This is a genomic window from Streptomyces sp. PsTaAH-137 (assembly GCF_003259365.1).
GTDB lineage: Bacteria > Actinomycetota > Actinomycetes > Streptomycetales > Streptomycetaceae > Streptomyces.
In genome coordinates this window covers 231,023-256,555 of sequence record NZ_QLLY01000008.1, presented here as the reverse complement: position 1 = coordinate 256,555, position 25,533 = coordinate 231,023, and the positions used below count along the sequence as shown (strand labels likewise).

At 71.8% G+C, this 25,533-nt stretch carries 21 protein-coding genes and 1 tRNA gene; 6 read left to right on the top strand and 16 right to left on the bottom strand.

The features are described 5' to 3' along the window. Window positions 1-135: 135 nt before the first annotated feature. From K377_RS19955 to K377_RS19925, 7 genes are all read right to left on the bottom strand, one after another. Window positions 136-209: transfer RNA gene (locus K377_RS19955), tRNA-Lys, on the bottom strand. Beyond that, window positions 200-823 (bottom strand): bifunctional DNA primase/polymerase, encoded by a 624-nt coding sequence (locus tag K377_RS19950; protein ID WP_111664775.1) that lies wholly within the window; start codon window positions 821-823, stop codon window positions 200-202. Before K377_RS19950 ends, K377_RS19955 begins: the two co-directional genes overlap by 10 nt. Window positions 824-944: 121 nt before the next feature. After that, on the bottom strand, window positions 945-1,295 hold the full coding sequence (locus K377_RS19945; RefSeq protein ID WP_111664774.1) for a hypothetical protein: 351 nt from the start codon (window positions 1,293-1,295) through the stop codon (window positions 945-947). Between the two features lie 129 nt (window positions 1,296-1,424). Further along, the gene (locus K377_RS19940; protein WP_111664773.1) at window positions 1,425-2,795 is read right to left on the bottom strand and encodes an AAA domain-containing protein; all 1,371 of its coding nucleotides are present in this window, start codon (window positions 2,793-2,795) and stop codon (window positions 1,425-1,427) included. Then, window positions 2,792-4,372 carry a hypothetical protein gene (locus K377_RS19935; protein ID WP_111664772.1) on the bottom strand — a complete coding sequence of 527 codons (1,581 nt, stop codon included), beginning with the start codon at window positions 4,370-4,372 and terminating at the stop codon, window positions 2,792-2,794. The genes K377_RS19940 and K377_RS19935 overlap by 4 nt, the downstream gene beginning before the upstream one ends. Window positions 4,373-4,433: 61 nt before the next feature. Further along, entirely contained in the window at window positions 4,434-5,603 is a 1,170-nt protein-coding gene (locus K377_RS19930) for a hypothetical protein (protein WP_375605935.1), read from the bottom strand. Beyond that, window positions 5,518-6,468: a phosphatase PAP2 family protein gene (locus K377_RS19925; protein ID WP_111664771.1), complete on the bottom strand. Its 951-nt coding sequence runs from the start codon at window positions 6,466-6,468 to the stop codon at window positions 5,518-5,520. Before K377_RS19925 ends, K377_RS19930 begins: the two co-directional genes overlap by 86 nt. Before the next feature lie 269 nt (window positions 6,469-6,737). On the opposite strand from K377_RS19925, the gene K377_RS19920 reads away from it, so the two are divergent. Next, window positions 6,738-7,331: a histidine phosphatase family protein gene (locus K377_RS19920; RefSeq protein WP_111664770.1), complete on the top strand. Its 594-nt coding sequence runs from the start codon at window positions 6,738-6,740 to the stop codon at window positions 7,329-7,331. A 246-nt stretch (window positions 7,332-7,577) separates the two neighbouring features. Here K377_RS19920 and K377_RS19915 read toward each other — a convergent pair whose 3' ends face one another. After that, complete coding sequence (locus K377_RS19915) at window positions 7,578-8,948, bottom strand: tetratricopeptide repeat protein (RefSeq protein ID WP_111664769.1); 1,371 nt, start codon at window positions 8,946-8,948, stop codon at window positions 7,578-7,580. Window positions 8,949-9,249: 301 nt separating this feature from the next. Here K377_RS19915 and K377_RS19910 point away from each other — a divergent pair, with 301 nt between their 5' ends. Next, window positions 9,250-9,678, top strand: coding sequence for a hypothetical protein (locus K377_RS19910; protein ID WP_111664768.1), 429 nt, complete (start codon window positions 9,250-9,252; stop codon window positions 9,676-9,678). A gap of 33 nt (window positions 9,679-9,711) precedes the next feature. Beyond that, window positions 9,712-10,602 carry a spermidine synthase gene (locus tag K377_RS19905; RefSeq protein ID WP_111664767.1) on the top strand — a complete coding sequence of 297 codons (891 nt, stop codon included), beginning with the start codon at window positions 9,712-9,714 and terminating at the stop codon, window positions 10,600-10,602. Window positions 10,603-10,609: 7 nt separating this feature from the next. Here K377_RS19905 and K377_RS19900 read toward each other — a convergent pair whose 3' ends face one another. Beyond that, window positions 10,610-11,152 carry a hypothetical protein gene (locus tag K377_RS19900; protein WP_181512609.1) on the bottom strand — a complete coding sequence of 181 codons (543 nt, stop codon included), beginning with the start codon at window positions 11,150-11,152 and terminating at the stop codon, window positions 10,610-10,612. A 174-nt stretch (window positions 11,153-11,326) separates the two neighbouring features. Here K377_RS19900 and K377_RS19895 point away from each other — a divergent pair, with 174 nt between their 5' ends. The 3 genes from K377_RS19895 (at window position 11,327) to K377_RS19885 (ending at window position 15,023) form a co-directional block, all read left to right on the top strand. Further along, window positions 11,327-12,031 (top strand): response regulator transcription factor, encoded by a 705-nt coding sequence (locus tag K377_RS19895; RefSeq protein ID WP_111664766.1) that lies wholly within the window; start codon window positions 11,327-11,329, stop codon window positions 12,029-12,031. After that, window positions 12,028-13,428 carry a HAMP domain-containing sensor histidine kinase gene (locus tag K377_RS19890; RefSeq protein WP_111664765.1) on the top strand — a complete coding sequence of 467 codons (1,401 nt, stop codon included), beginning with the start codon at window positions 12,028-12,030 and terminating at the stop codon, window positions 13,426-13,428. Before K377_RS19895 ends, K377_RS19890 begins: the two co-directional genes overlap by 4 nt. Window positions 13,429-13,538: 110 nt before the next feature. Continuing rightward, the gene (locus K377_RS19885) at window positions 13,539-15,023 is read left to right on the top strand and encodes a cellulose binding domain-containing protein (RefSeq protein WP_111664764.1); all 1,485 of its coding nucleotides are present in this window, start codon (window positions 13,539-13,541) and stop codon (window positions 15,021-15,023) included. A 94-nt stretch (window positions 15,024-15,117) separates the two neighbouring features. On the opposite strand, the gene K377_RS19880 is transcribed toward K377_RS19885, so the two are convergent. The 7 genes from K377_RS19880 to K377_RS19850 all read right to left on the bottom strand — a co-directional run bounded on the left by K377_RS19880 (window position 15,118) and on the right by K377_RS19850 (window position 25,425). Continuing rightward, entirely contained in the window at window positions 15,118-16,767 is a 1,650-nt protein-coding gene (locus K377_RS19880; RefSeq protein WP_111664763.1) for a bifunctional aspartate transaminase/aspartate 4-decarboxylase, read from the bottom strand. Window positions 16,768-16,817: 50 nt separating this feature from the next. Further along, window positions 16,818-18,521, bottom strand: a complete 1,704-nt coding sequence (gene aspT, locus K377_RS19875; protein ID WP_111664762.1) for an aspartate-alanine antiporter — start codon at window positions 18,519-18,521, stop codon at window positions 16,818-16,820. A gap of 10 nt (window positions 18,522-18,531) precedes the next feature. After that, the gene (gene aspT, locus K377_RS19870) at window positions 18,532-20,208 is read right to left on the bottom strand and encodes an aspartate-alanine antiporter (protein WP_111664761.1); all 1,677 of its coding nucleotides are present in this window, start codon (window positions 20,206-20,208) and stop codon (window positions 18,532-18,534) included. A 125-nt stretch (window positions 20,209-20,333) separates the two neighbouring features. Next, window positions 20,334-21,785, bottom strand: a complete 1,452-nt coding sequence (locus K377_RS19865) for a GH1 family beta-glucosidase (protein WP_111664760.1) — start codon at window positions 21,783-21,785, stop codon at window positions 20,334-20,336. Between the two features lie 256 nt (window positions 21,786-22,041). After that, entirely contained in the window at window positions 22,042-22,953 is a 912-nt protein-coding gene (locus K377_RS19860; RefSeq protein ID WP_181512605.1) for a carbohydrate ABC transporter permease, read from the bottom strand. Between the two features lie 3 nt (window positions 22,954-22,956). After that, window positions 22,957-23,958 carry a carbohydrate ABC transporter permease gene (locus K377_RS19855; RefSeq protein ID WP_111664759.1) on the bottom strand — a complete coding sequence of 334 codons (1,002 nt, stop codon included), beginning with the start codon at window positions 23,956-23,958 and terminating at the stop codon, window positions 22,957-22,959. Between the two features lie 114 nt (window positions 23,959-24,072). Beyond that, on the bottom strand, window positions 24,073-25,425 hold the full coding sequence (locus K377_RS19850; protein WP_111664758.1) for an ABC transporter substrate-binding protein: 1,353 nt from the start codon (window positions 25,423-25,425) through the stop codon (window positions 24,073-24,075). Window positions 25,426-25,533: the final 108 nt, after the last annotated feature.

The following is a 25,533-nucleotide window of genomic DNA, read 5'->3' as shown; positions in this document are numbered from 1 at the left end:
CGACCAGCCACGACGAGAGGCGCGCGTGACGGACTGGTTTTAGGGGCGCGGGGAACTGCGCGAGAAGCCCCACCGGGGCGCGCCCGAATGGCAACGACGAAGGCCCCCCGCACTGCGGGGGGCCTTCGCTTCAGGTGCGCCATCAGGGACTCGAACCCCGGACACGCGGATTAAGAGTCCGCTGCTCTAACCAACTGAGCTAATGGCGCCGGCTGACGTCGTAGACATTAGCACTGAGATCGGCGGCAGGAAAAATCGATACCTGCACCGAGGAATGGGCGGCGGCCCGGGCGGCCCGGACACATGCCCAGAGCAGCACCTCGGCCCCCGGCAGCCAGGGATGACGGGTGTCCGGAGCGACCACCCAGCGCGACGGCTGAGCGGGCTCGGCCGGCACCGACGGCGCGGGCACGGTCACCGCGTCCCCACTGCCGTGACAGAGCAGCGGCGGCACCGCGGGCCCCCACTCCTCCCAGCGCAACAGCGACGGCAGCCGCTGCGCGGTCCCCGGCGCGGCGAACAGGAGCATGCGCCCCCGGTGCGCGGCGACCGGCCCGGACCCGGGCCCCTCGTCCCAGAGCCGGTCTAACATCCGCCGCCCGAAGATCGAGGGCACGTTCACCACGTCGAACACGGAACCGCAGGGCAGCACCACCGGAGCGGTCGGCCGGGACTCCCAGTGGGCGAGCGCGGAGCGCGGATACGTTCCTGCCGAGGCGAGCCAGGCCGCGCCCTCGGGCGTCACGCCCGAGACGTCGAAGCGGTCGTGGGCCGCGGTCGGGGTAGTGGGGGCGGGGGCGGCGGGGGGATACGTGGCGCTCATGTTTTCTACATCTACAGGGGGTGAGGGTGCAGCTCCAAAGGGTTGCGGGAAATCAGGACAGGAGGGGGCGGGGTGGAGTATCTTGCCCCTCTGGCATATGCCAAAAGATCGTGACCGGTGCTCAGGCCGTCGGCTCGGCGGTGCCGCGCAGCAGGTCACGGCCGAACTCGACCATCTTCTTGGCGTAGTCCTCGGTCCACTCCGCGCGCTCCGCGATGTCCGCCGCCGTCAGCCGGTCGAACCGGCGCGGGTCGGCGAGCTGGGCCGCCGCGATGGCCTGGAACTCGACGGAGCGGTCGGCCGCCGCGCGGAACGCATGGGTCAGTTCCGTGGCGCGGGAGAGCAGTTCACGAGGGTCCTCCACGGACTCCAGGTCGAAGAAGTGCTCCGGGTCGGCGGCGGTCTCCGCGGGCTCGAAGATCAGCGGCGCCGGCCGCAGTCGCGGCCGGCGCTGCCGCTCGGGCTCCGCCATGGTGTTCCTCCTCGTGCTGGGTGTACGGCCCGTTTTCGTCCCCCGGACCACTTCCCATTCTCCGCCCTCCCGCAAGGGCGCAGTCGGCGTGGTTCCCACGCGCCCCCGGGAGGCGCGGACGAACGACCCTCACCCCCAAGCGACCCGATGCTCCGACAACCGGCTCAACACGGAGTGATTCGCTTCCCAGCCGTCCGGGAACTTCACCGTCACCCCCAACTGCACCGGCTCCGCCGAAGGATGCGCGTCGAGGAGATCCGCGACCCCCTCCCGGCACACCACGACGCACGCGTGCCGATGCCGCGAGGCGAGCACGCACAACCGCCCGGTCTCCAGGTGGAACGCCGTCGCGTCGGGCCGCCCCGACAGCGGATGCAGCACCACGGTGACGTCGAACTCCCGCCCCTGAAGCCGGTTCGCCGTGTCCACGGTGACCCCGTGCACCCCGAGCCCGCCCAGCGCGGAGCGCACGGCGGCGGCCTGGTCGCGGTGGGCGGTGCCGACGCAGATCCGGTCCGCCGTCAGCGGGGCGGCGTCCGGCCCGCGCTCGGAGGTGGTCACCCCGTCGCGGTCGAGGAGGCGCCGCACCACGAGCGCCACGGCCCGCACCGCCTCCGGATCCGTACGCGGCGTGTGCGCGGCGGGCAGTTCGAGCAGCCCCCAGCCCGCCCGCGCCGCCTCGTCGATGACCCGGTCGACGCCCGAACCGTCCGACGCGCCACGGAACTCCAGCGTGCGATCGCCCTCCCGGGTGCCGCTGCGGAACGGCGTGTACGGATAGAACGCGGCCGACACCAGCGGCGCCGCCGACGCCGGAAGCCGCCAGGAGACCGGGAGTTCGTGCTGCGGCAGCTCGGGATTGTGGGCCAGCAGCGTGGACACCGCCGACGCCGACGGGTCGTAGGACAGCCCCGCCCACTGCTCCGCGCCGACCGTCGAGAACGGGTCGAGCTGCCCCGGGTCGCCCACGAACAGCGCCCGCTCGAACAGACCGGCCACGGCCAGCAGCGCGTCCCCGCGCATCTGGTACGCCTCGTCGACGATCGCGTGCCGCCACGGGCCCCCGGCGTCCTCGACCTTCACGTGCGCCCACTTCGCCGCCGTCGAGATGACGACGGGCAGCTGCGCCAGATCACCGGCCTTGGTCGACAGGCGGACCGTCGGCAGATCGTCGAGCGCCTTGTCGTACGCGTCCGGGTCGCTGCTGTGCAGCCGCCCGACGGGCAGGCCGGGGCGCTTCTCGTGCAGGCGCAGGACGAGATCGTCGACCTGCGCGTTCGTCTGCGCGACGATCATCAACGGGCGTCCCGCGTCCGCCAGTTCGAGTGCCGCGCGCACGACGAGCGTCGACTTGCCCGCGCCGGGCGGGGAGTCCACGACGACGCCGCGGGCCTCGCTGTGCAGGGTGTCGTGCAGGATCGCGGCGGTCGCGCGGGCGGCCTCGGCGCCCGGGTCGAAGACGTCGTCGGCGGGCGGCGGAGCACTGGTGGTCGTCGTCACAGGATGTCCTCCGTCGTCACGCGGTCCGGCGCCTCGGCCCCGGCGCCCGGCGGGCCGCCGTGGGTCCACGGGGTCTCCTCCGGCTCGGGCAGCTTCGGGCCGCCGCGCTGCTCGTGCTCGAACAGCGTCCAGCACACCCGCTCGCCCTTGTCCGGCACGGAACCCGGGTCCGGCTCCTTGCCGCGCCCCATCTTGTCCAGCAGCCGAAGGACGACCGTGTCCTCACTCTCGTACTCCACGAATTCGGCGGTCTGCGCCTTGCCGTCCAGGGAGCGGTACACCTTCACGCGCTCCCCGAGATGCGGGCGGTCCTCCGTGCGTACGGTGATCAGCGGGCGCGGGCGCTTCTTCTCGTTGTACGCCGGTACGACCTCGGTCACCTCGCCGGCCAGCGCCTCCCCGGCGAGCCGCCGGCCCGCCATGACGAGCGGGTCGTCGAGCGCTTCCTGGGCGTCCAGGCGGGCCTGCTCGCGCTCGCGCGTGGCCAGCTTGTTCGCCGCCGTCACCGCGTCGTCGCGGCGCGGCTGCGGGGGCTCGCCCGCCGCGACCCGGTCGCGGTGGCCGGTGAACGACCAGCGGTCCCGGGTCCAGCGCTCCGTCGCGCGCGGGCCCTCGGGCAGCGTGCACAGGGCGTCGAGCCCCCGCCACACCGCGTCCCAGGTGGGCCGGGTGCGGGACTCGACCAGGGCGTGGATCTCCCGCTCGGCCGCGGTCAGTTCGGCCAGCCGACCGTCGGCCTCCACCGCGTCCTCGGCGGCCGCCAGACGCGTACGGGCCTTGTCGTAGCGCTCGATGGCGGGCGCGAGCAACTTGTTGTCGAAGGCCGGGTCGGTGGCGGGGCCGGCCGGCGGGCACAGCAGCTGGCCGTGCGCGTCCCGGCCGCGCTCGGCACGGAACGCGGCCTCGGCGCCCGAGGTGCCCTCCGGAGCGTCCACCCACGCGAGCAGCGCGCCGAGGTGCTGGTCCTCCAGGCTGGACTGGCCCGTCGCCCAGTGCCGGGAGAGCAGGTCCGTCATGGCCAGCAGCAGCGCCGAGCCCGGGACCCGCGCGCGTTCGCCGAAGTGCGTCAGCCAGCGGCCGAGCAGCGGGACGTGCGGGGGAGCGGGGTAGGGCGTCTCCGGGTCCTGCTCGGCGGTGCGCCTGAAGCGCATCGAGCGGCCCAGCAGCCGGACGAACTCGATGCCCGCACGGCTCGGCACGATCAACTGCGGCGCGTCCGCGCACAGTTCCGCCTCGACCTTGATCCGCTTGTTCGTCGCCGGGTCGGTCTCGGAGCGCTCGGTCAGCTCGACGTCGGCGGCGTACCCGTCGATGTACGGCAGGACCGACTCGGCGAGCTGCGTCAGGAACGCGAAGCGCAGATCACGGTCACGGGGCTGCGCCACGACAAGGAGCCGCGGCGAGGTCCGCTCGGTGCCGACGAGGGCGCCGAGCGGGGCGCCCGTCTCGCCCGCCGTGGTGAGCGGGACCAGGACCAGGGGCCGCTGGGAGAGATGGCGGTGGCGGACCGTGGCGGTGGGCTGGGCGCGGCCGGTGCTGGTCGCCTCCAGCCGGGCCAGGTGGTTGATCAGGCTCACGCGGTGCGCTCCTCGCGGCGACGGCAGTGGCGGCGGTGGTGGGCGGTGGCCGGGGACGGGCTCAGCACCGGGCGCCCCCGAGGGCTTCCGCGCGCAGGGCCGCCGCGCGCCGCAGGGCCGCCACCGTCGGGTCGTCGGGGTCGCCCGCCTCGCCGTGGGCCGCGGCGAGCACCGCGTCCACCGTCGTCAGGCCGCCCAGCTCGGCGCGGAGCGGACGGCCCAGGCTCGTCACCGCCCCCGCCGCGCGGGAGCGGTCCCGGCAGTGGAAGGCCAGCTCGCACGCGGCCAGGCACTCCGGTGCGTACGCCGCGGGCACCGACTCGACGGCCGCCGCCAGCTCCTCCGGCCGCTCCGGGTCGAAGACGGTGCCGGGCGGCAGGGCCGCCGCGATGTCCTCGATCCGGGTCAGGCGCGTCAACTGCCGCCGGGTCACCGAGCACTGCTTGCGCACGTCGACCGCGGACGCCGCCGCCAGGTTCGTGAAGTCCTTCGGGCAGACGAGGACGATCCGGTCCCGGACCCGCGCGCCGGGGGTGCGCTCCGCGATCTGCTCCAGCGCCAGGACGTACACCGCGGACTGCCGGGCCGCCGCGCCGACCTTCGCCGCGTCGGCCGCGCCGTCGATCATCGGGAAGGACTTGATCTCGACGACCGTCCAGCTGCCGTCGGGGTGCACGACCACCGCGTCCGGCTCCAGGAACGCCGGGCTGCCCGCCACGTCCAGGGCCACCATCGGATGGTCCAGGAACGTCCACGTACCGGACTCGGCGGCCGACTCGGTGGCCTCGCGCAGCGCCAGCGCGGTGCGCGCGGTGCGGCCCTCGGGCCCGATCGCCGACAGGTCCGGCGTCCGTACGAGCTCGGGGGCCGGCTCGGCCGTATCGGCGGAGCCCACCCGGGCGTGCACCAGCCGCAGCAGCTCGGCGCCGCCGTCGGCCTTCACTCTCGCCTCGAACGCGTTCCCCCGCGTCAACGCGAACTGGGACTGGCCGAACGTGGCCGGCGCGCCCAGCGCGTCCGCGATCCGGCCCTTGTCGACGCCCGCGCCGTCCAGGAGCGCGCGGCGACTGCACCCCGGGTTCGCCGCGAGGGCGGCCAGGGCGCGGGCGTCCAGCGGGCGCGGCGGGGTGTCGGGGCCGCGCAGCTCAGCGAGCCGGTGCCGCAGCCCCGTCGCCGGTGTCGCGGGGCTGCGATCGGCTTGCGGCCTTGCGCTGTCGGGGAATTCGCTCACCCGGCGAAGTCTGGCATTCCTCACTGACAATCGAGGACCGAGTGGCGGAAGGGGCGGGCACCGGGGCGCCGCGCGAGCCGGTGACCAGACCGGTGGCCCACTCCTTGATCTGCGCCGCGAGCCGCTGCACGGGCTTGGTGAGCAGCAGGCCGACGCCCATCACCGCGGCTCCGGCGAGCGCGTCGAAGAAGTAGTGGTTGGCGGTGCCCATCACGACGATCGTGGTGATCAGCGGGTAGGCGACGCCCGCGGCCTTCGCCCAGCGGGTGCCGCCGTGGCGCCACAGCATGAATCCGCACCACAGCGCCCACCCGACGTGCAGGCTGGGCATGGCCGCGTACTGGTTGGTCATCCCGCCCATGCCCTTGGGCGCGCTGGCCGCGCCGCCCCACCAGCCGTACGAGCTGTACTGGGCCATCGTGTCGACGAAGCCGTAGGAGGCGGAGAGCAGCCGGGGCGGGCAGGTCGGCAGCAGCGTGAAGCCGACGAGGCCGATCATCGTCGAGGTCATCAGCCAGGTGCGGGCCGCGCGGTAGAGGTGCGTGCGGCGGCGGAAGAGCCAGATCAGCACGGCCGGGGTGACCACGTAGTGCAGCGAGGCGTACCAGAAGTCGGCGGGGACGCCGATCCAGGCCTCACGCGTGAACAGGCGGTTCAGCGGGTGCTCGAGATTGAGGCGGACGGCCTTCTCGGCTCTGAGGATCGACACGCCGTGGTCGACGGCGGTCTGCACATCCCCCCTGGCCAGCAGTCGGCCCGCGGTGTACGCGCTGTAGACGAGCAGGATCAGGGGAAGCTCGGTCCACCATCGAAGCCGTACGCCCGGTATCGCCTCCGTGCGTGGTGCGTGGTCGGTCTGCGACATGCGGGCCGCTCCCCCTCTTCCTCGTCCGGCGGCCTCTGGCCACGTGCCCACCCTAAGGCGTATGTGGGGGTCTGCGTGGGCGACCCCTGACCCTCGTAGACGCCGAGATCAAGCGGTGGGTTGCCCGGCGGGCCGTCCTTCGTTCCGGTTGCGCGATGATGGAAGTGGCGACACTCCCGTTGCCTCCTGTTCATCCTGTTCCCTCCCGTCCTTCCCCGGCGCGCCCTTCACACTCCTCGCGCCCTTCCTGACGAAAGGTTCATTCCGCTATGGCACCGCGCATCCTGTTGGCCCGGCACGGACAGACCGAGTGGTCGCTGTCCGGACGGCACACCGGCAGGACGGACATTCCGCTCCTGGAAGAGGGCCGTCGCGGGGCGAAGCTGCTCGGTGAGCGGTTGCACCGGGCTCCGTTCGACGGGCTCGACGGGGTCGAGGTGCGGACGTCTCCGCTGGTGCGGGCCAGTGAGACCTGTGAGCTCGCCGGGTTCGGGGAGCGGGCAGCCGCGTGGGACGCGCTGATGGAGTGGGACTACGGGGCGTACGAGGGGCTCACGCCGGCGCAGATCCAGGAGATGCGGCCCGGGTGGTTCATCTGGCGGGACGGGGTTCCCGACGGGGAGAGTCTCTCCGAGGTGACGGCGCGGGCCGACGAGGTCGTCGCCTGGGCCCGGGACGCCGACCGCGACGTTCTCGTCTTCGCCCACGGGCACATCCTGCGCTCCATCGGCGCCCGCTGGCTCGGCCTCCCCCTGGACTTCGCCGCCCGCATCCGCCTGAACCCCACGTCCCTCTCGATCCTGAGCTGGGCCTACGGCGACCCGGCCATCGAATCCTGGAACGAAACGGGCCACCTGGGCTGATCCCTCGTCTGCGGCTCCGGTGGGGGCTGGTCGCGCAGTTCCCCGCGCCCCTGAGATGCGCACTTCGTGCGCCATCTCATCAACGGCAGAGGCGCGGCGGAGCCGCCGCCTCAAGGGGAAGGCGCGCGAAGCGCAGCCTTCAGGGGCGCGGGGAACTGCGCGAGAAGCGGCCACCGGGCCGCGGACGAAGTACGACCCACCAGGGGCGCGGGGAACCGCGCACCCGTACCCCGGGGACCCGCACCCTCAGCGGCGCGACTCCGCGTGGGCCGTCAAGAACGCCGAGACCCCCGAAGCCCGGCGATGCGGCAGCAGCACGCGGGCCGTCGTCGCCAGCATCCCCTCGATGCGGGACGACCGGACGTCCCGGAGCAAGGACAGCGCCCGGCCCCCCGCGGCAGCGGCCTCGTCGGGCTGCCCCGCGCGGGCCAGATCGTCCGCGAGCTCGGCGGTGTACAGCGCCATGTTCCGCGTGAAGTGCGGGTCCTGAAGCGCGACGGCGCGCCGCGCGTGCCGGGCCGCCCGGTCCCAGGACCCCAGCGCCGACCAGCACTGCGACTCCAGACCCTCCAGCTCGGCCTCACCGTAGAACGACATCCACTCCGGGTCGGCATCGGCCCCGCCCCGCGCGAACAGCGCCTGCGCCCGTGCCAGCGCCCGCTCGCAGGAGCGCTGGTCACCGAGCCCGGCCCAGCCCCCGGCCTCCCGCAGCGCGAGCAGCGACAGCAGCCGTGACGAGCCCAGCCGGGCGCCCACCCGCGAGGCGGCCTGCGCCGCCCGGACCGCCTCGCGCGGCCGCCCCGCGTCCCGGGCGAGGAACGCCGTGTTGCAGAACGCGTGCGCCTCCAGCCCCTCGTCCCCCGCCATCCGCGCCGTCGCGAGCGCCTCCGCGTAGTGCGAGCGGGCGTCGTCGAAGCGGCCCGAGTCGTGCGCCAGCCAGCCCACGGAGATGGCCAGTTCACCCGCGCCGGCCTGCAACCGGTCGGCGTCGTCGCGCCCGGCCGCGCCCGAGTCGAGCAGTTCGAAGGCGGTGCGCAGCGGGGCGGCGGCGCGCCGGTACAGGCCGTCGCCGCCGTGCCGGTCGTCGAGCAGCCGGATCCGCCGGATCGCCTCCTCGACGGCACCGACCCCCGCGCGTGCGGGATGCCGGTCCAGCGGGGCCTGCTGCGGGGCGGTGCCGAAGGGCGCCAGGGCGGCGACGGCCACGGTGGCCGTCGAGCCGGTCATGCCGGTCATGAACGCGCGACGTCGCACGTCGCTCTCCTCGTGGTGCTGGGGGTCGTGCAGGGGGCTGTGCTGGGCCGGAACGACGGGGCGCGCGCCCCGGCCCCGTACCGCGGAGCGGGGCGCGAACCCCAGGTCCGCGAGGGTCCGGCCGGGGAACATGTGCAGGAACACCCGCTCGTACGCGTAGTTGGGGCAGCGGATCTCGCCGGCCTCCACGCGTCCGATGTAGCGCGCGTCGCAGCTGACCCGCTCGCCGATCTCGCGCGCCGCCCGCCGTACCGCGGCCGCGAACTCGCCCGGCGAGCGCTGACCGCGCAGCTCCCGGAAGGCGAGATTCGGTCGTGGGGGCGAAGGCGCCGGGGCATCCGAGAGATGCGGAGACGACGTCATGAGCGGGTCCTCCCGTGCGAACCGTGCCGGACACCGAGGGAGCAGAGTGCCGAGGTGACGGGGGCGCGGTGGCGCGGTGGAACGGACACCTCGACGCGGCGTGCTTGGTCCTTGTTCCGGCGAGGCTTGAAGGTACCGTCTGCGACGGGTCCGACACGCAGGGTTTGGCTACAAAACGGATATCTCACCCACGATCCGCCATGAACTGCCATCCTTTGCGGCGGCGTGCCGCCGTAGCCGGTTGACGTTCCGGCGCGTTGAACCATGCGCGAAACCCCATCTGACACGAGGAGGGGCCGACGTGTTGGACGCGACACAGCCCACGACATCGACGGCGCAGCACTGTCCGACCGAGGACCACAGCGACCGGCCGCCCGGCGCCTGCGACCTGGTCACCGTCCCGTCCCGGCAGGGGCTCGAAGCGGTCGACATCCTGCGCCGCGGGTGCGCGGAACCGGTCGGTCCGGTGCTGCACGACGGCGGCGGCGCCACCCTCGGTTTCCTCGTCCCGCCCGGCACCGCCGACGGCTGGGACGTACCGGGCAGCGCCTGCACCCACACCGAGGGCCGCGGCGCCCGGCTCGTCCCGCCCGTCGAGGGCACCCGCTGGCTGCTGCCGCCGGACCCCGACGGCACCGGCGCCGCCGACCTGGTCACCGACCCGACGGTGCTGCGCGCCGCCCTCGACGAGGCGGCCCGCCTGATCGAGGCCGCCGACAACTGCCGCTGAGCCGCCACCGCGCCGCCCGCGGATAATGGGCGAATGGCGAGGTCACGCGGGAAGCAGCAGGCGCGCAGGAGCGAGGGCGGCGGCCGGGGTGCGCGCGAGCCCGTCGTGGCGGACGTCGACGGCGGGCTCGCCGAGCTGATACCCGACCGGGACCGCCCGGCCGGCTGGACGCTGTATCTGGACGGCGCCCCGCAGTCGCACGTCGACCTCGACGACCCCGCGCATCTGTCCTTCGAGTACCAGCGCCGCATCGGCCATGTGCTCGATCTCGCCGCGGACCCGGGCCGCCCGGTCCAGGCCGTGCACCTCGGCGGCGGTGCCTTCACTCTCGCCCGCTACGTCGCCGCGACCCGGCCGCGCTCCACCCAGCAGATCGTCGAGCGCGACGGCCCCCTCGTCCAACTGGTGCGCACCGCGCTGCCGTTGGACCCCGGCGCCCGCATCCGGGTGCGCACCGCCGACGCCCGTGAGGCGCTCGCCAAGCTGCCCGACGCCTGGGCCGACGTGCTGGTGGCCGACGTCTTCAGCGGGGCCCGCACCCCGGCCCACCTCACCAGCACCGAGTTCCTGACCGAGGTGCGACGCGTGCTGCGGCCCGGCGGGACGTACGTGGGGAACCTCGCCGACGGCCCGCCGCTCGCCCATCTGCGCGGCCAGATCGCGACCGCCGCCGCCGTCTTCCCCGAACTGGCCCTGATCGCCGACCCGACGGTGCTGCGCGGCAAGCGGTTCGGCAACGCGGTGCTGGCCGCGTCGGCGCTGCCGCTTCCGGTGGCCGAGCTGACCCGCCGCGCGGCGAGCGACCCGCATCCCGGGCGGGTGGAGCACGGCCGCGGGCTGCTCGACTTCACCGGGGGAGCGGTGCCGGTGGCGGATGCCTCGGCGAAGGCGTCCCCGGCGCCGCCGCCCTCCGTGTTCCGCTGACGGGCACTCAGTAGTCGGCGACCTCGACCGACGGCTTGTGGTCGTGCCAGGTGCAGAACACCGACACCTTGTCCGTCCCCGACGTGAACTCGACCCGGATCCACGTCGTCTGCTTCCACACCTGCACCGACCAGCCGGCGCCAGGCGTCGCGGAGACGAGCGTCGCCGAGCTGTCGCCGAGATCGAAGACGGCCCGCCCGCCCTTCGTCGCGTAACTCTTCACGGTGCCGGACGAGGACGTGCCGGGCGACGACGCGGGCGGCGGTGCGGCCGTCGTCGTACGGCGGGGCGACGCGGACTTCGACGACGCGGACGGTGAGGGCCGCGCGGACACGGAGGCCGACGCGGACGAGGCCGACGGCGACGGCTCGGGCCGGTGCGTGGACGAGGCGAGCGGCGAGGCGGGCCCGTCCGGGCCGGCCACCGGCAGCGCCTTCGGCGGGTCGTACGCCGTGCCCGCCATCACCGTGTGCACGCCCCACCACGACAGCGTCACCGCGGCGCCGGTCGCGAGCAGCCACGCCACGGCGTGCACCAGACCGCGCCGCACCGGGTTCCCGGCCGGCGCCGAGGGTGCGGCCGGCGGTGCGGACGGGGAAGTCGGTGGAGACGGCATCGATGGCATCGCGGGCCATACTGCACCACAGCCGCCACCGCTGTCCCGCGCGGTCCACCCTCACCCGGAAGAGGCTGCCCGTCGACCGAATGGCGTACGGTGCCGCCCATGGCAAGTGTGCTCGTGGTCGAGGACGACCAGTTCGTGCGCTCCGCTCTCATCCGGCACCTGACCGACGCCGCACACACCGTGCGCAGCGTCGGCACGGCCCTGGAAGCGCTGCGCGAGGTCGCCCATCTCCGGTTCGACGTGGTGATCCTCGACCTAGGTCTGCCCGATCTGGACGGGGCCGAGGCGCTGAAGATGCTGCGCGGGATCACCGACGTACCCGTGATCATCGCCACGGCGCGGGACGACGAGGCGGAGATCGTCCGGCTGCTCAACGACGGCGCCGACGACTACCTCACCAAGCCCTTCTCGCCCGAGCACCTCTCCGCCCGGATGGCCGCCGTGCTGCGCCGCGCCCGGGGCAGTGCGGGCGCCGAGCCGCCGTCCCGGCTGATCCAGGTCGGCGGGCTCTCCATCGACCCGCTGCGCCGCCAGGCCGAACTCGACGGGGCGCCGCTCGACCTGACCCGCCGCGAGTTCGACCTGCTCGCCTTCCTCGCCGGACGCCCCGGTGTCGTCGTCGCGCGCAAGGAACTCCTCGCCGAGGTGTGGCAGCAGAGCTACGGCGACGACCAGACCATCGACGTCCATCTGTCGTGGCTGCGCAGGAAGTTGGGGGAGACGGCCGCCCGGCCGCGCTATCTGCACACCCTGCGCGGTGTCGGCGTGAAGCTGGAGCCGCCGCGCCCGGAGCCCACGCCATGAGGTGGGCCCTGGTCAAGGTCTGTCTGGCCGTCACCACCATGGTCGTCGTGGCGTTCGCGATCCCGCTCGGGCTCGTCATCAAGGAGATGGCACGCGACCGGGCGTTCTCCAACGCGGAGCGGACCGCGACCGCCTTCGTCCCGACCCTCTCCATCACCACCGACCGCGACCAGCTCGCCCGCGCCCTCGCCAGCGCGCAGACCGGCGACGGCGACCGGGTGTCCGTGTACGTCCCCGCGGGCGACGGCAGCCCCGCGATACGGCTCGGCGAACAGCGGCTCGCCGAGGACCGGCTCACCGGGGTGCAGCGGGCGACCGTGCACGACGTGCCCGGCGGCTCGGTGTGGCTCCAGCCGATCGCGGTCAGCGCCGTGAAGACCGCGGTCGTCGAGGTGTACGTGCCCGAGGACGAGGTCACCAACGGCGTCACCACCGCCTGGGTGGTCCTCGCGGGCGTCGGCATCGCCCTGATCATCGGGTCCGTGGCCGTCGCCGACCGGCTCGGGGTGCGCATGGTGCAGCCCGCGCAGCGGCTCGTCGGCGCCGCGCACGACCTGGGCGAGGGCAAGCTCGGCGCGCGGGTGCCCGAGGACGGGCCGACCGAACTGCGGCTCGCCGCCGTCGCGTTCAACTCCATGGCCGACCAGGTCGTGCAGCTCCTCGCCAACGAGCGCGAGCTGGCCGCCGACCTCTCGCACCGGCTGCGCACCCCGCTCACCGTGCTCCGGCTCAACGCCGCCTCGCTCGGCGCCGGGCCCGCCGCCGACCAGACCCGCGTCGCCGTAGAGCAACTGGAGCGCGAGGTCGACACCATCATCCGTACGGCGCGGGACGCCAAGCCGCAGACCGCCGCGGCCGGGCCCGGCGCGGGCTGCGACGCCGCCGAGGTGATCCGGGAGCGGATGGACTTCTGGTCCGCGCTCGCCGAGGACGAGGGCCGCAAGGTCCGGGTCGCCGGTGTCGAGCGGCCGGTCCGCATCCCGGTGGCCCGCGGCGAGCTGGCCGCCGCCCTCGACGCCCTGCTCGGCAACGTCTTCCGGCACACCCCCGAAGGCACCGCCTTCGCCGTCGACGTGCACAGCGGCGAGGACGCCGTGATCGTGCTGGTCTCCGACGCCGGTCCCGGCATCGTCGACCCGGCGGCGGCGATGGCCCGCGGCTCGGCCGACGGACGCGTCGGCTCCACCGGCCTCGGCCTCGACATCGTGCGCCGCCTCGCCGAGTCCACCGGCGGCGACGTCACGATCGGCTCGTCCGTGCTGGGCGGCACCGAGGTCCGGATCTGGGTGCAGCTCGACCGCAGGGGCCCCGCCGAGAGCCGCCGGGGACGCGGACATCGCGGCCGGGAACGTAAAGGCTTGGTCTCGACCTTTAATCGCTCCCGATCCCTTCCTTAAGCCAACCCTAAGATCCGCAACTGCCTTCCTTCTTGCCCGAATTGACGGGTTCCTGATCGCTAGCGTGCTGCTCACCCCCAACACCCCCGTATCGCTAAGGCAGGCATGTCATGAGCAGCACGCACCGGCGCAGGATCAGCGGCAGGAACAAGGTCATCGGCGGTCTGGTCGCCGCGGCCGTGGTCGGCGGCGGCGCGTTCCTCTTCACCTCCACCGCGTCGGCGGCCTCGGTCGGCGCCGCGTACACGAAGACCAGCAGCTGGTCGGGCGGCTACACCGGCCAGTACGTCATCACCAACGACACGGACGCGGCCAGGACGGACTGGACCCTGGAGTTCGACCTGCCGAAGGGCGCGAAGCTCAGCTCGCTGTGGAACGCCGAGTCGAAGACCGCCGGGCAGCACGTCACCGTCACCCCCGCCTCCTGGGACAAGCAGGGCATCGCGGCCGGCAAGTCCGTGACCATCGGCTTCGTCGTCGCCGGTGACGCGGACCCGACCGGCTGCGAGATCGACGGCACCGCGTGCTCCGTCGACGAGGGCGCGACCCCGGAGCCGAGCGGCCGCCCCACCGAGTCGGCGACCCCGTCCCCGACCGCCTCGGCGTCCGCCTCGCAGAGCGCCGAGCCCACCAAGTCGGCCACCACCTCCGCGAGCCCCTCGCAGTCGTCCGGCTCCGGCACGGGCTCCGGGTCCGCCGCGAGCGGCGCCGCCTTCGCCCCGTACGTCGACACCTCGCTCTACCCGAAGTTCGACCTGGTCGCCTCCTCCAAGGCCACCGGCGTCAAGGAGTACAACCTCGCCTTCATCACCTCCGGCGGCACCTGCGCCCCGAAGTGGGGCGGCGTCACCGACCTCGGCAGCGACGAAGTCGCCGCCCAGATAGGCGACCTGCGCTCGGCGGGCGGTGACGTCCGGGTCTCCTTCGGCGGCGCCTCCGGCACCGAGCTGGCGCAGGCCTGCTCCTCCGCCTCCGACCTGGCGGCGGCGTACCAGAAGGTCATCGACCAGTTCAAGCTCACCAAGGTCGACTTCGACGTCGAGGGCGGCGCGCTGCCGGACACGGCCGCGAACACCAAGCGGGCCCAGGCGATCGCGACGCTCCAGAAGAACAACTCCGGCCTGAACGTCTCCTTCACCCTGCCGGTGATGCCCGAGGGCCTGACCTCCGACGGCGTGAACTTCCTGAAGAACGCCAAGGAGAACGGCGTGAAGGCCGACCTCGTCAACATCATGGCGATGGACTACGGCGCCTCCTACAGCGGCGACATGGGCACCTACGCCGAGCAGGCCGCGACCGCCACGCAGGCACAGATCAAGTCGGCGCTCGGCCTGTCCGACACGGCCGCCTGGAACGCCGTCGGCATCACCCCGATGATCGGCGTCAACGACGTCTCGTCGGAGATCTTCAAGGTCGACGACGCCACGCAGCTCGTCTCCTTCGCCAAGGAGAAGGGCCTCGGCGGGCTGTCGATGTGGTCGGCCACCCGCGACAAGAGCTGCGACGGGGGCGCCTCGAACTCGGCGCAGCCGACCTGCTCCTCCATCGAGCAGAGCGCGAACGCGTTCCAGAAGGCGTTCGCGGCCTTCAACTAGCCACAGGGTTCAACTGACCACTGGAATACGGGGGTTGCAGCCCCGGCCGGCGCTCTGCGGAGTCCCCCACCCGGCCGGGGCTGAAGCAATGCCGTCAGCCCTGCGCGGCCCGCCACTCCTCCGCGTAACCGTCGAAGATCGCCCGCAGGTGGTGGCCGATCTTCAGATAGTCCAGGTCGTCGAGGTTGGCGAGCGAGACGCGCACCGACCACTCCGGGCCCTCGAACCCGCCGCCGTTCAGCAGCACCACGCCCGTCCGCTGGGCGAGGCGGAACAGCGGGTCGACGGGCTCGAACTCCTTCCTCAGGTAGGCCGCGAACTCCTCGCCGTGCTCCAGCTCGGCCTGCGCCATCAGGTCCAGCTCGATGTAGTAGCCGGCGCGGTGCGGGTCCTCGGCGACCTTCATCCGCGCGCCCTCCAGCAGGAGTTCGAGGCGCTGCTGGACGATCCCGCGGATCTTCTCCTTGTACGCCTGGCCCTCCTCCAGCATGTCGAAGAGCGAGAAGAGGCCGAGCATGACCTGCTGGGGGAGGGACAGGCCCGCCGTGTGGTTGAGCGCCACCTGACGGGAGTCGGCGACGAGCCGGTCGATGAACCTGATCTTCTCGGGCTCCAGGGTGAGCGACCCGTACCGCTTGTTCAGCCGCTCCTTCTCCGCCGCCGGGAGCCCCGCGATCAGCTCGTCGATCACGTTGTCGTCGTGCAGCCCGATGACACCGAGCCGCCAGCCCGTGCAGCCGTAGTGTTTCGAGTACGAGTACACGAGCAGCGTGTTGCGCGGCAGGTCAGCGGCGATGGAGCGGAAGCCCTCCACGAACGTGCCGTAGACGTCGTCGGTGACGATCAGCAGGTTCGGGTTCTTCGTCGCGACGATGTCCTTGATCTGGTTCGCGACGCGCTGACTCAGCGCCAGGGAGGGCGGGTTGGAGGGGTTGACCAGGCAGACCAGCTTGATCTCCGGGTCCTCCAGCTTGGCGACCTCCTCGGTCGGGTAGCGCCACTCGCGCACGCCGGCCTCGGCGAACATGCTGGCCTCGACGTAGGTCACGTCGAAGTCGTACGTGTCCAGCTCGGGGATCTCGATGTACGGCGTGAAGACCGGCACCATCAGGGCGATCTTGTCGCCCTTGTGCAGGATCCCGTTCTTCATGAGCGAGTCGAAGATGTAGCACATGGCGGCCGTGCCGCCCTCGGTCGCGAAGTACGAGATGTCACCGGCCGGCGGCTTCTTCGCGAACATCTCGTCGGCGATGTAGCCGCGCACGATCTCCTGCGTGTGGTGCAGGATCCGGTCCGGCACCGGGTAGTTGTCGCCGATCGAGCTGTCGGTCAGCTCGTGCACGAAGGCGTCCTTGTCGAACCCGAACCGCTGGATGCCCATCTGCACGCACTGGGCGAGCATCTCGATGCCCGGCAGATCGGGGTGGCGGCGCACGAACGTGTCGAAGCGCTCGTACGAACCCTTCTCCTCCGGCATCCCGCCGAGGTTGTCGGCCGTCCACACCCGGCGCGACTCCTCCAGGGCGAAGTAGCCGAGCGCGTAGAACGCCTCACGGGGACCGGTCGCGGTCCAGTTCGGGTTGCCGCGGCCCGCGTTGAGCATCTGGACGCTCGACTTGTCCTTCTGCCCGGGCTGGTCGGCCTGCGCCTCCTTGGCCAGGTCGATGAAGATGTTCTTCAGCTCGAAGGGGGAGAGCTGGGCGTAGCTCTTGATCTGCTCGCGGGTCAGGTTCGTCTTCGGCATGAGGTCTCTGCTTCCTTACGGTGCTCAGGGGCGGGACTCAGTGGCGGTGCTCAGTGGTGGAGGAGGACGATCACGGCGCCCCAGATGGTCAGCAGCACGTTCCCGACGGCGTACGGGATCGTGTAGCCGAGCGTCGGCACCTGGGATCTGGACGACTCGTTGATCGCGCCGATCGCCGCCGTGGTGGTCTGGCCGCCCGCAAGGACGCCCATCAGGATCGGGAAGCGGATCTTCTGGATGTAGTGGCCCACGAGGAAGCCGACGATCAGCGGGATCACGGTCGCCACCGCGCCGAAGATCAGCAGACCCCAGCCCGCCGTCGACAGGCCGGAGGTGAAGCTCGGGCCCGCGTTGATGCCGACGACCGCGACGAACAGGCACAGCCCGAGCGTGTCCATGAACCACTGGGCCCCGGGCGGCACATTGCCGTACGTCGGGTACTTGCCGCGGATCCAGCCGAAGATCAGGCCCATGATCAGCGCGCCGCCCGAGGTGGACAGCGAGATCGGGACGCCGCCCGCGGTCAGCGCCGGGATGCCGATGCAGCCGCCGAGGAAGATGCCGAGGCCGACCCAGATCATGTCCGTCGCGAAGGAGGTCGGGACCGGCTTGCCGATCGCGTGGCCCGCCGGGCCGACCAGCCGCTCGGGCCCGGTCAGGATCAGGGTGTCGCCGCGCTCGATCTTCGTGGAGAGGCGGTACGGGAAGTCGGCGCCGGAGCGGTAGAGCTTGTCGATGTAGACCCCGACCATGAACGGCTCCTTGCGCAGATCGGCGACGGTCTTGCCGAGCTGTGCCTTCTCCGACGCGACGACGTGCAGCGTCTCGGTCTGGTAGCCGAGCAGTTCGACGTCGTCGGTCTCGCCGCCGATGTGGGTCCGGGCGTCGTAGTCGACGAGCGAGCCGCGCAGCGCGCTGAGCGCCACGATGTCGCCCTCGCGCAGCACCGTCTGCTGGTCGTGGTCGAGGATCTGCCCGTCGCGCCGCACCCGCGTGATGTAGATGCGGTGGCCGAGCTGCTGTTGCTGCTGCTCGAAGTCGTCGATCGTGCGGCCGACGATGTCCGGGCGCTGGATCGTGTAGGCCCGCAGCACGACCTCGTAGTAGCCCTCGTTGAGGTCGGGGTTGTCCTCCGGCGCGTCCAGCTCCTTGGCCAGCGCCGCCGACTCGGCCGCCAGGTCCTTGCGGTACAGCTTCGGCAGGACGTTGGCCAGCAGCATCGCGCACAGGATGGTGCCGAGCGGGTACGTCACCGCGTAGCCGATGGCGACGAGGTTGCTCTCGCTCTTGACCTGCGCCGAGGACAGGCCCGGCAGGTTGCCGATGGCGTCCTGTGCGACACCGATCACCGCGGACTGGGTGAGGGCCCCGCCGAGCAGACCGGCGCTGAGCCCGGGACCGTAGCCGAGCAGGGCCGCGAAGCCCCAGCAGACCAGCAGGCCGGTGACGCAGACGACGATGGCGTTGACGACCTGCGGCAGGCCGTCCTTCTTCAGGCCGCGGAAGAACTGCGGGCCGACCTTGTAGCCGAGGGCGAAGAGGAACATCGTGAAGAACAGGTTCTTCACGGTCCCGTCGATGGTGACCTTGAACTGGGCACCGAGCAGCAGCCCCGCCACCAGACAGCCGGTGACGGCGCCGAGCGCGATCGCCTTGTAGCGGATCTTCCCGAAGAGGAAGCCGATCGCGACGGTGATGAAGACCAGCAGTTCGGGGTGGGGCTGGAAGATGTTCCGGTTGAGGAAGTCGATCACTGCTTGCCTCTCAGTGGCCGAGTACGCCGACGAGCAGGGGGCCCGTCAGGGGGAGCAGGAAGTTGGAGAGGGCGTAGGTGATCGTGTAGCCGAGCAGCGGCACCGACGACTGCGCCACCTGGGTGACGGCGGTGATCGCGGGTGTCGAGCACTGCTGTCCGGCGATGGCGCCGATCAGCAGCGGCTTCTCGATCTTCAGCAGCCGGCGGCCGACGATCAGCGAGATCGTGGCGGGGATCAGCACCATCGCGATCCCGGCGAACGGCAGCAGCGCCCCGTACTCCTTCAGCAGCGGCCAGGCCTGCGGCCCGGACACCAGGCCCGTACAGGCGATGAAGACGGCCAGCCCCATGTCCTTGATCGTGGACGCGGCCTGCGGCGGGAACGCGCCGAAGGTCTGCGACCGCGAGCGGAACCAGCCGAAGAGCAGTCCGGAGACCAGACAGCCGCCGCCCGTGCCGAGCGACAGCGGGACGTCGCCGAACTTGACCACGATCTGCCCGAGCAGCGAACCGGCCGCGATGCCGAGGCCCAGATAGATGAAGTCGGTGGCGTCGTTCTTGACCACCGAGCCGATCTTGGCGACCAGCTTGTTCAGGCCCGAGCGGGCGCCGACCAGAGTGAGCACGTCACCGCGGTGCAGCACCGTGTCGCCGTTGGCCGGGATGTCGGTGTCGCCGCGGGTCACGTCGGTGACGTAGACGCCGTCCTGGAGGAACTCGGGATGGGAGCGCTGGAGCTCGTCGACCGTCTTGCCCTCCAGCGCCTTGTCGGTGATGGAGACCTCGCGGCTGGCGAGCGGCGAGTCGAGTCCGGGCACGCCCGGCGTCTCGGGGCCGAGCAGCCGGCCGGCCTCGATCACGTTGGCCCGACGGCCGACCAGGAGGACCAGGTCCGAAAGGGTGAGTTCGAGGTCCGGCGTGACGGTGAGGATCTTGCTGCCGCGCTTGACGTTCTCGATCGTGACCCGCTCGTCGAGGTGCTGCTGGAGGTCGCCGACCGTACGGCCGTCGGCGGTCGTCACCAGATAGGTGCGGCCCACCATGCCCGGCAGCGCCGGACGCTCGTCCGCCTCCAGACTGCCGCTGCTGCGGGTCTTCTCCCACAGCTCGCGGGCGGCGTCGCGCAGGTTGATGCGCATCAGCATCGGCATGATCTGGCTCGTGTAGAGCACGATCGTGATCAGGCCGAAGAGGTAGCAGACCGTGTACGCGGTGGCGACGTTGCCCTGGTACTCGGTGATCTGCGAGGCGGTCAGATTGCTCAGCTTGCCGATGGACTCGGTCGCCGTACCGACGACCGCCGACTCGGTGGCCGCACCGGCCAGGATGCCGGAGGCGGTGCCGACGTCCAGGTCGAACCACTTGGCGAGGCCGAAGGCGATGCCGAGGACGCAGACCAGTTCGATGCCGCAGAGCACGAAGAAGCGCAGCGACTTCTTGTTGAGGTTCCGGAAGAACTGCGGCCCGGCCATGTAGCCGAGCGCGAAGATGAACAGCGCGAAGAACACCGTCTTCACGTCGTCGGAGACCTGCGCCTTGGTCCAGGCGCCGAGCAGCAGCGAGACGATCAGCGTGCCGCAGATGCCGCCCAGCGTGAGCGGCCCCACGCGCAGCTTCCCGACGAGGTAGCCGAGCGCGAGGCTCGCGAACAGGACGAGTTCCGGGTGGTCCTTGAGAACGCCCATGGCGGCTCAGTGGCTCTCGTGGGCGGACATACGTGAGTTATCGGGCATAGCCGAAAAATAAGGGCCGGTACGCCGCTCCGCCACGCGAGTGGCGTTCGGCGCACCGGCCCTCCCCCGGCCTGTGGTCAGTCCTGCGCGGGCAGCCCGCCGGCCCGGGCGACCCGGGCGTACCAGGTGGCGCTGGACTTCGGGATGCGCTGCTGCGTCTCGTAGTCGACGTAGACCGCGCCGAACCGCTTGCTGTACCCGTAGGCCCATTCGAAGTTGTCGAGCAGGGACCAGAGGAAGTAGCCGCGGACGTCCGCGCCCCGGGCGATCGCGTCGTGCACGGCGCCGAGGTGGGCGTGCAGATAGCGGACCCGCTCGGGGTCGTGCACCGCTCCGTCCACGACGGCGTCGTCGTACGCGGCGCCGTTCTCCGTCACATAGAGGGGGACGCCGGGCGCCTGAGCGGTGTAGTCGAGGAGCAGGTCGCTCAGGCCGGTCGGGTCCACCGGCCAGCCCATCGCGGTCTTGTCCTCGTTCACGTGGTGGAACTCGACGTCCTCCGAGGCGGGCCAGGGGGAGTGGTCGCCGCCGCCGTGGCCGTCGAGCCGGGGGCCGGTCCGCTCGGCGCGCGGGGCCGAGACGATGGCGGGCGTGTAGTAGTTCAGGCCGATGAAGTCCAGCGGCTGGTGGATGATCTCCGTGTCCCCGTCCTGCACGAACGACCAGTCCGTGAGCCGCGCGGTGTCGGCGATCAGGTCCTCGGGGTAGGCGCCCTTCAGCAGCGGGCCGGTGAAGACCCGGTTGGCGAGTGCGTCGATCCGGCGCTTGGCGTCCAGGTCCGCGGGGTCGTCGGTGAGCGGCCTGACCACGCTCGGGTTGAGGCTGAGACCGATCTGGGCGCGGCCCGGCAGGACGCCGCGCAGCGCCGACGTGGCGAGCCCGTGCCCGAGGTTGAGGTGGTGCGCGGCGCGCAGGGCGGCGGCCGGGTCGGTGCGGCCCGGCGCGTGCACGCCCGAGCCGTACCCGAGGAAGGCGCTGCACCAGGGCTCGTTGAGGGTCACCCACTGCTCGACCCGGTCGCCGAGCGCCTCGCCGACGAGGGTGGCGTACTCCGCGAACCGGTGGGCGGTGTCCCGGACGGGCCAGCCGCCCGCGTTCTCCAGTTCCTGCGGCAGGTCCCAGTGGTACAGGGTGGCGACGGGCTTGATGCCGTGCGCGAGCAGCTCGTCGACCAGGCCCCGGTAGAAGTCGAGCCCGCGCTGCACGGCGGGCCCGCGCCCGGTCGGCTGCACCCGCGGCCAGGCCACGGAGAAGCGGTACGCCGTCAGGCCCAGGTCGGCCATCAGGCGGACGTCGTCGCGCCAGCGGTGGTAGTGGTCCACGGCGACATCGCCGGTGTCCCCGTTCAGCACCTTGCCCGGGGTGTGGCTGAAGGTGTCCCAGATCGACGGCGTGCGCCCGTCCTCCCGGACGGCGCCCTCGATCTGGTACGAGGCGGTGGCGGATCCCCACAGGAACCCGGCGGGGAAACGGGTGACCGCCGTGGGGGTGGCGGCGGTCGTGGTGCCGAGGTTGTTCGTGGTGGTCATAGGGACGCTCCCAACGCGTGTGTATGCAGGGGGAAGTGACGTGACGTCAGGGCGAGGGCCGTCGGCGACGCTGCCGAGGTCCCCGTCTCCGCTCCGGAAGGTCCGGGACGGAGACGGGGCGCGGACCCGGCGCCGGGCGGGGCGGAACGACGGTGCCGGGCCGGTCCGGGGCGGTGCATGCGCTCCCGGTCCGGGAAGCCCGGACCGTGGAAGCGCTCCCACGGGCGCCGGCCGCACGGATGCGGACGGCGGTGGTTCAGCTCTTCACCGCACCGGCCGTGATGCCGCCCACGATGTGCTTGCCGAGGAAGGCGAAGACCAGCAGCAGCGGGACCGTGGAGATCAGCGCGCCGGTCAGCACGACCGCGGTGTCCACGGTGTGGTTGCCCGCGCCCAGGTTCGCCAGCGAGACCTGGAGCGTCGGGGTGCCGGTGTCGGTGAGCACGATGAACGGCCAGAAGAAGTCGTTCCACGCCTGGACGAAGGTGAGCATCGCGAGCACCGCCATCGCGGGCCGGGCCACGGGAAAGACCACGTGCCAGATGACCCGCAGGCTGTTCGCCCCGTCCACCCGGGCCGCCTCGACCAGCTCGACCGGCAGCGCCTCGACGAGGTACTGCCGCATGAAGAACACCCCGAAGGCGGCGACCAGCGACGGCATGATGACCGCCTGGAGGGTGTCCGTCCACTGCAGGTCCGTGATGATCTGGTACAGCGGGATGACGGTGAGCTGCGGCGGCACCGTCATGGTGGCGACGACCAGCGCGAGCAGCAGGTTGCGGCCCTTGAAGTGCAGCTTGGCGAAGGCGAAGCCGGCCAGCGTCGCGAACAGCACCGTGCTGGCGCTGATCACGCTCGCCACCACGGTCGTGTTGATCAGGGCCACACCCATGTGGACCTGGTTCCACGCGACGTCCAGGTTCTCCAGCAGGTGCGAGCCGGGCAGCAGCGGCGCCGGGGCCTGCTGCACCCGGGTGCTGTCGTGCGAGGCCGCCACCACGTTCCAGTACAGCGGGAACAGCGAGACGAAGGCCGCCACGATCAGCAGGACGTACGCGAGCGGCCCGGCCTTGCGCTGGTCGCCCGCGCCGGGCGCGAAGCGGCTGCGGCGCGCCGCGGGTGCCACCGTGGGAGGCGCTGCGGGGGGCGCCGGGAGTTGGACGGTCATGGGTCAGCCTCCCAGCTTCGTGCGGTTGCGGCGGGCCGCGAGCGCCTGGAGGGCGCCGACGAGCAGCAGGATCAGCAGCATCACCCAGGCGATGGCCGAGGCCCGGCCCAGGGAGTTGTTGGTCCAGCCGGTCTGGTACATGAGCAGCGAGAGGGTCTGGTACTGACCGCCGCTGCCGCCGCCGATGCCGACACTGCCGCCGTACAGCATCGGCTCACCGAACAGCTGGGTGGCGCCGATGGTCGAGACGATGATGGTGAACAGGATCGTCGGACGGATCGAGGGGATGGTCACGGAGACGAACTGCCGCCAGCGCGACGCCCCGTCGAGGGCGGCCGCCTCGTAGAGGTCGTTCGGCACGGCCTGCATCGCGGCCAGGTAGATGAGCGCGTTGTAGCCGGTCCAGCGCCAGGTCACGATCGTCGAAATGGCGATCTGCGCGGGCCACTTGGACGACTCCCACTGCACCGGGCCGAGCCCGAAGACGTCGAGCAGCGAGTTGATCATGCCGTAGTCGGTGTTGAACAGCTGGGCGAAGACCAGCGTGGCCGCGGCGATCGACGTGGCGTACGGGGTGAGGACCGCGATCCGCAGGAAGGCGCGGCCGCGCAGCTTGGAGTTGAGCAGATGCGCGAGGCCGAGCGCCATCAGCAGCTGCGGAACGGTGGAGATCACACCGATGGTGAACGTGTTGGACAGCGCGCGCCAGAAGAACTCGCTGTCGAGCAGCCGGGTGTAGTTGTCGAAGCCGACCCACGACGCCTGGTCCTCCGCGCCGAGCTGCACGCTGTGCAGCGAGAGCCAGCCCGTGTAGATCAGCGGGAAGAGGCCGAAGGCCGCGAAGCAGAGGAAGAACGGAGCGATGAAGGCGTACGGAGACCCCTTGAGGTCCCAGCGGTAGAACCTGCTGCGCCAGGTCGACGGTGCGGGCCGCTGGACCGGTGCGGCGGAGGGAGGGGCGGACGGCGGGCTGCCGCCGGCGTCCGCCTTGACGGAGGTGGCCACGCGGGCTTTCCTTCCGGTTCGGTGGTGGTGCAGGGCTGGGGGATGCGGGCCGGGGTGCGGTCCCGGCGCCCGGATGGAGCGGGCGCCGGGACCGCGGCCGGCGGCCGTCCGTCCTTACTGCTCGATCTTGTCGTCGACCAGCTTCTTGACGTTCGCCCACGCCTTCTTGGGGTCCGTGCCGCGCTGCTCGATGTCGAGGATGCCGTTGTCGGTGAGGAAGGTCTTCACCTGGCCGTCGTTGGCACCGATCGGCGCGGGCTGGATGCCCTCCGCGATCTTCGAGTAGATCTGGCCGACCGGGGTGTCACCGTAGAAGTCGACCTTCGCGTTCTTCACGGTGTCGGAGGCCAGGCCGTCCTTGGTGGACGGGATGTTGCCCAGCGCCGTGAAGACCTTCTCCTGCTGCGCCGCGCTGGTCAGCCACGCGGCCAGCTCGGTGGCCTCCTTGACGTGCTTGCCGGAGGCCGGGACACCGAGGAAGGAACCGCCCCAGTTGCCGTTCTGCGGGGGAAGGGCGACGTCCCACTTGCCCTTGTTGCTGTCGCCCGCCTGGCTCTGGATCTGGCCGAGCATCCAGCTCGGGCAGGCCACGGTCGCGAACTTGGAGTTCTTGAACCCGGCGGCCCAGGTGCCCTTCTCGTCGAACTGGCGCAGCTTGGCGGTGTAGCCGTCCTGCGCGGCCTTGACGGCCAGGTCCCAGGCGGTCTTGATGCCGGGGCTCGTGTCGTAGATCAGCTTGCCGCTGTCGTCGGAGAACTGCTGCGGCTGGCTGGAGAGCACCGCGTTGAACAGACCGCCCGCGGAGTCGGTGAAGACGGTGCCCTTCGGGGCCTTCTTCTTGTAGTCGGCCGCGACGTCGAGGAACTTCGACCAGTCGCCCTGCCACAGCTTCGCGACGTCCTCGCGGTCCGTGGGCAGGCCGGCCTCCTTGAAGAGGGCCTTGTTGTAACAGACGGCCATCGGGCCGATGTCGGTGCCGAAGCCGATCGTCTTGCCGTCGGCCGTCGTGGCCTGCTTGGTCTTGAAGTCGAGGAATTCGGAGACATGGGCCTTGTCGGCCTTGCCCAGGTCCTCCCACTTGCTCGCCATGGTCGGGCCCGTGGCCTCGGCGATGTAACCGACCTCGATGGCCTGCACGTCGGCGAGACCGCTGTTGCGGGACATCCGCAGCTTGAGGGTGTCCCAGTACTTCTGGCCGTCGGTGGTGTGGTCCTCGACGATCTTGATGTTCGGGTGCGACTTCTCGTACGCGGCGTAGAGCTTGGCGCTGCCCTTGCCGTTGTCGAAGCCGAACGTGCCGAACGTGCCCACGTGCAGCGTGATCTTGCCGCCCGCGGAGCCCGAGTCCGAGTCGGAGTCGTCGCTGGCGCTGCATCCCGTGGCGAGGAGTGCGGCGGCGGCGACGCCTGCGGCGGTGGCCAGTGCGGTGCGGCGGGTACGGCCGCGGGAGTTGCCCGAAGTGCGCATTGCGTCCTCCAAGTGCTTCGGTTGCTCTGACGTGCTGTGCCCCGGCCAACTGCCTTGGTGGGCCCGTTTTTTACTGCTGCGGCTCGGGCGGGGAGTGTGCAGGGTATG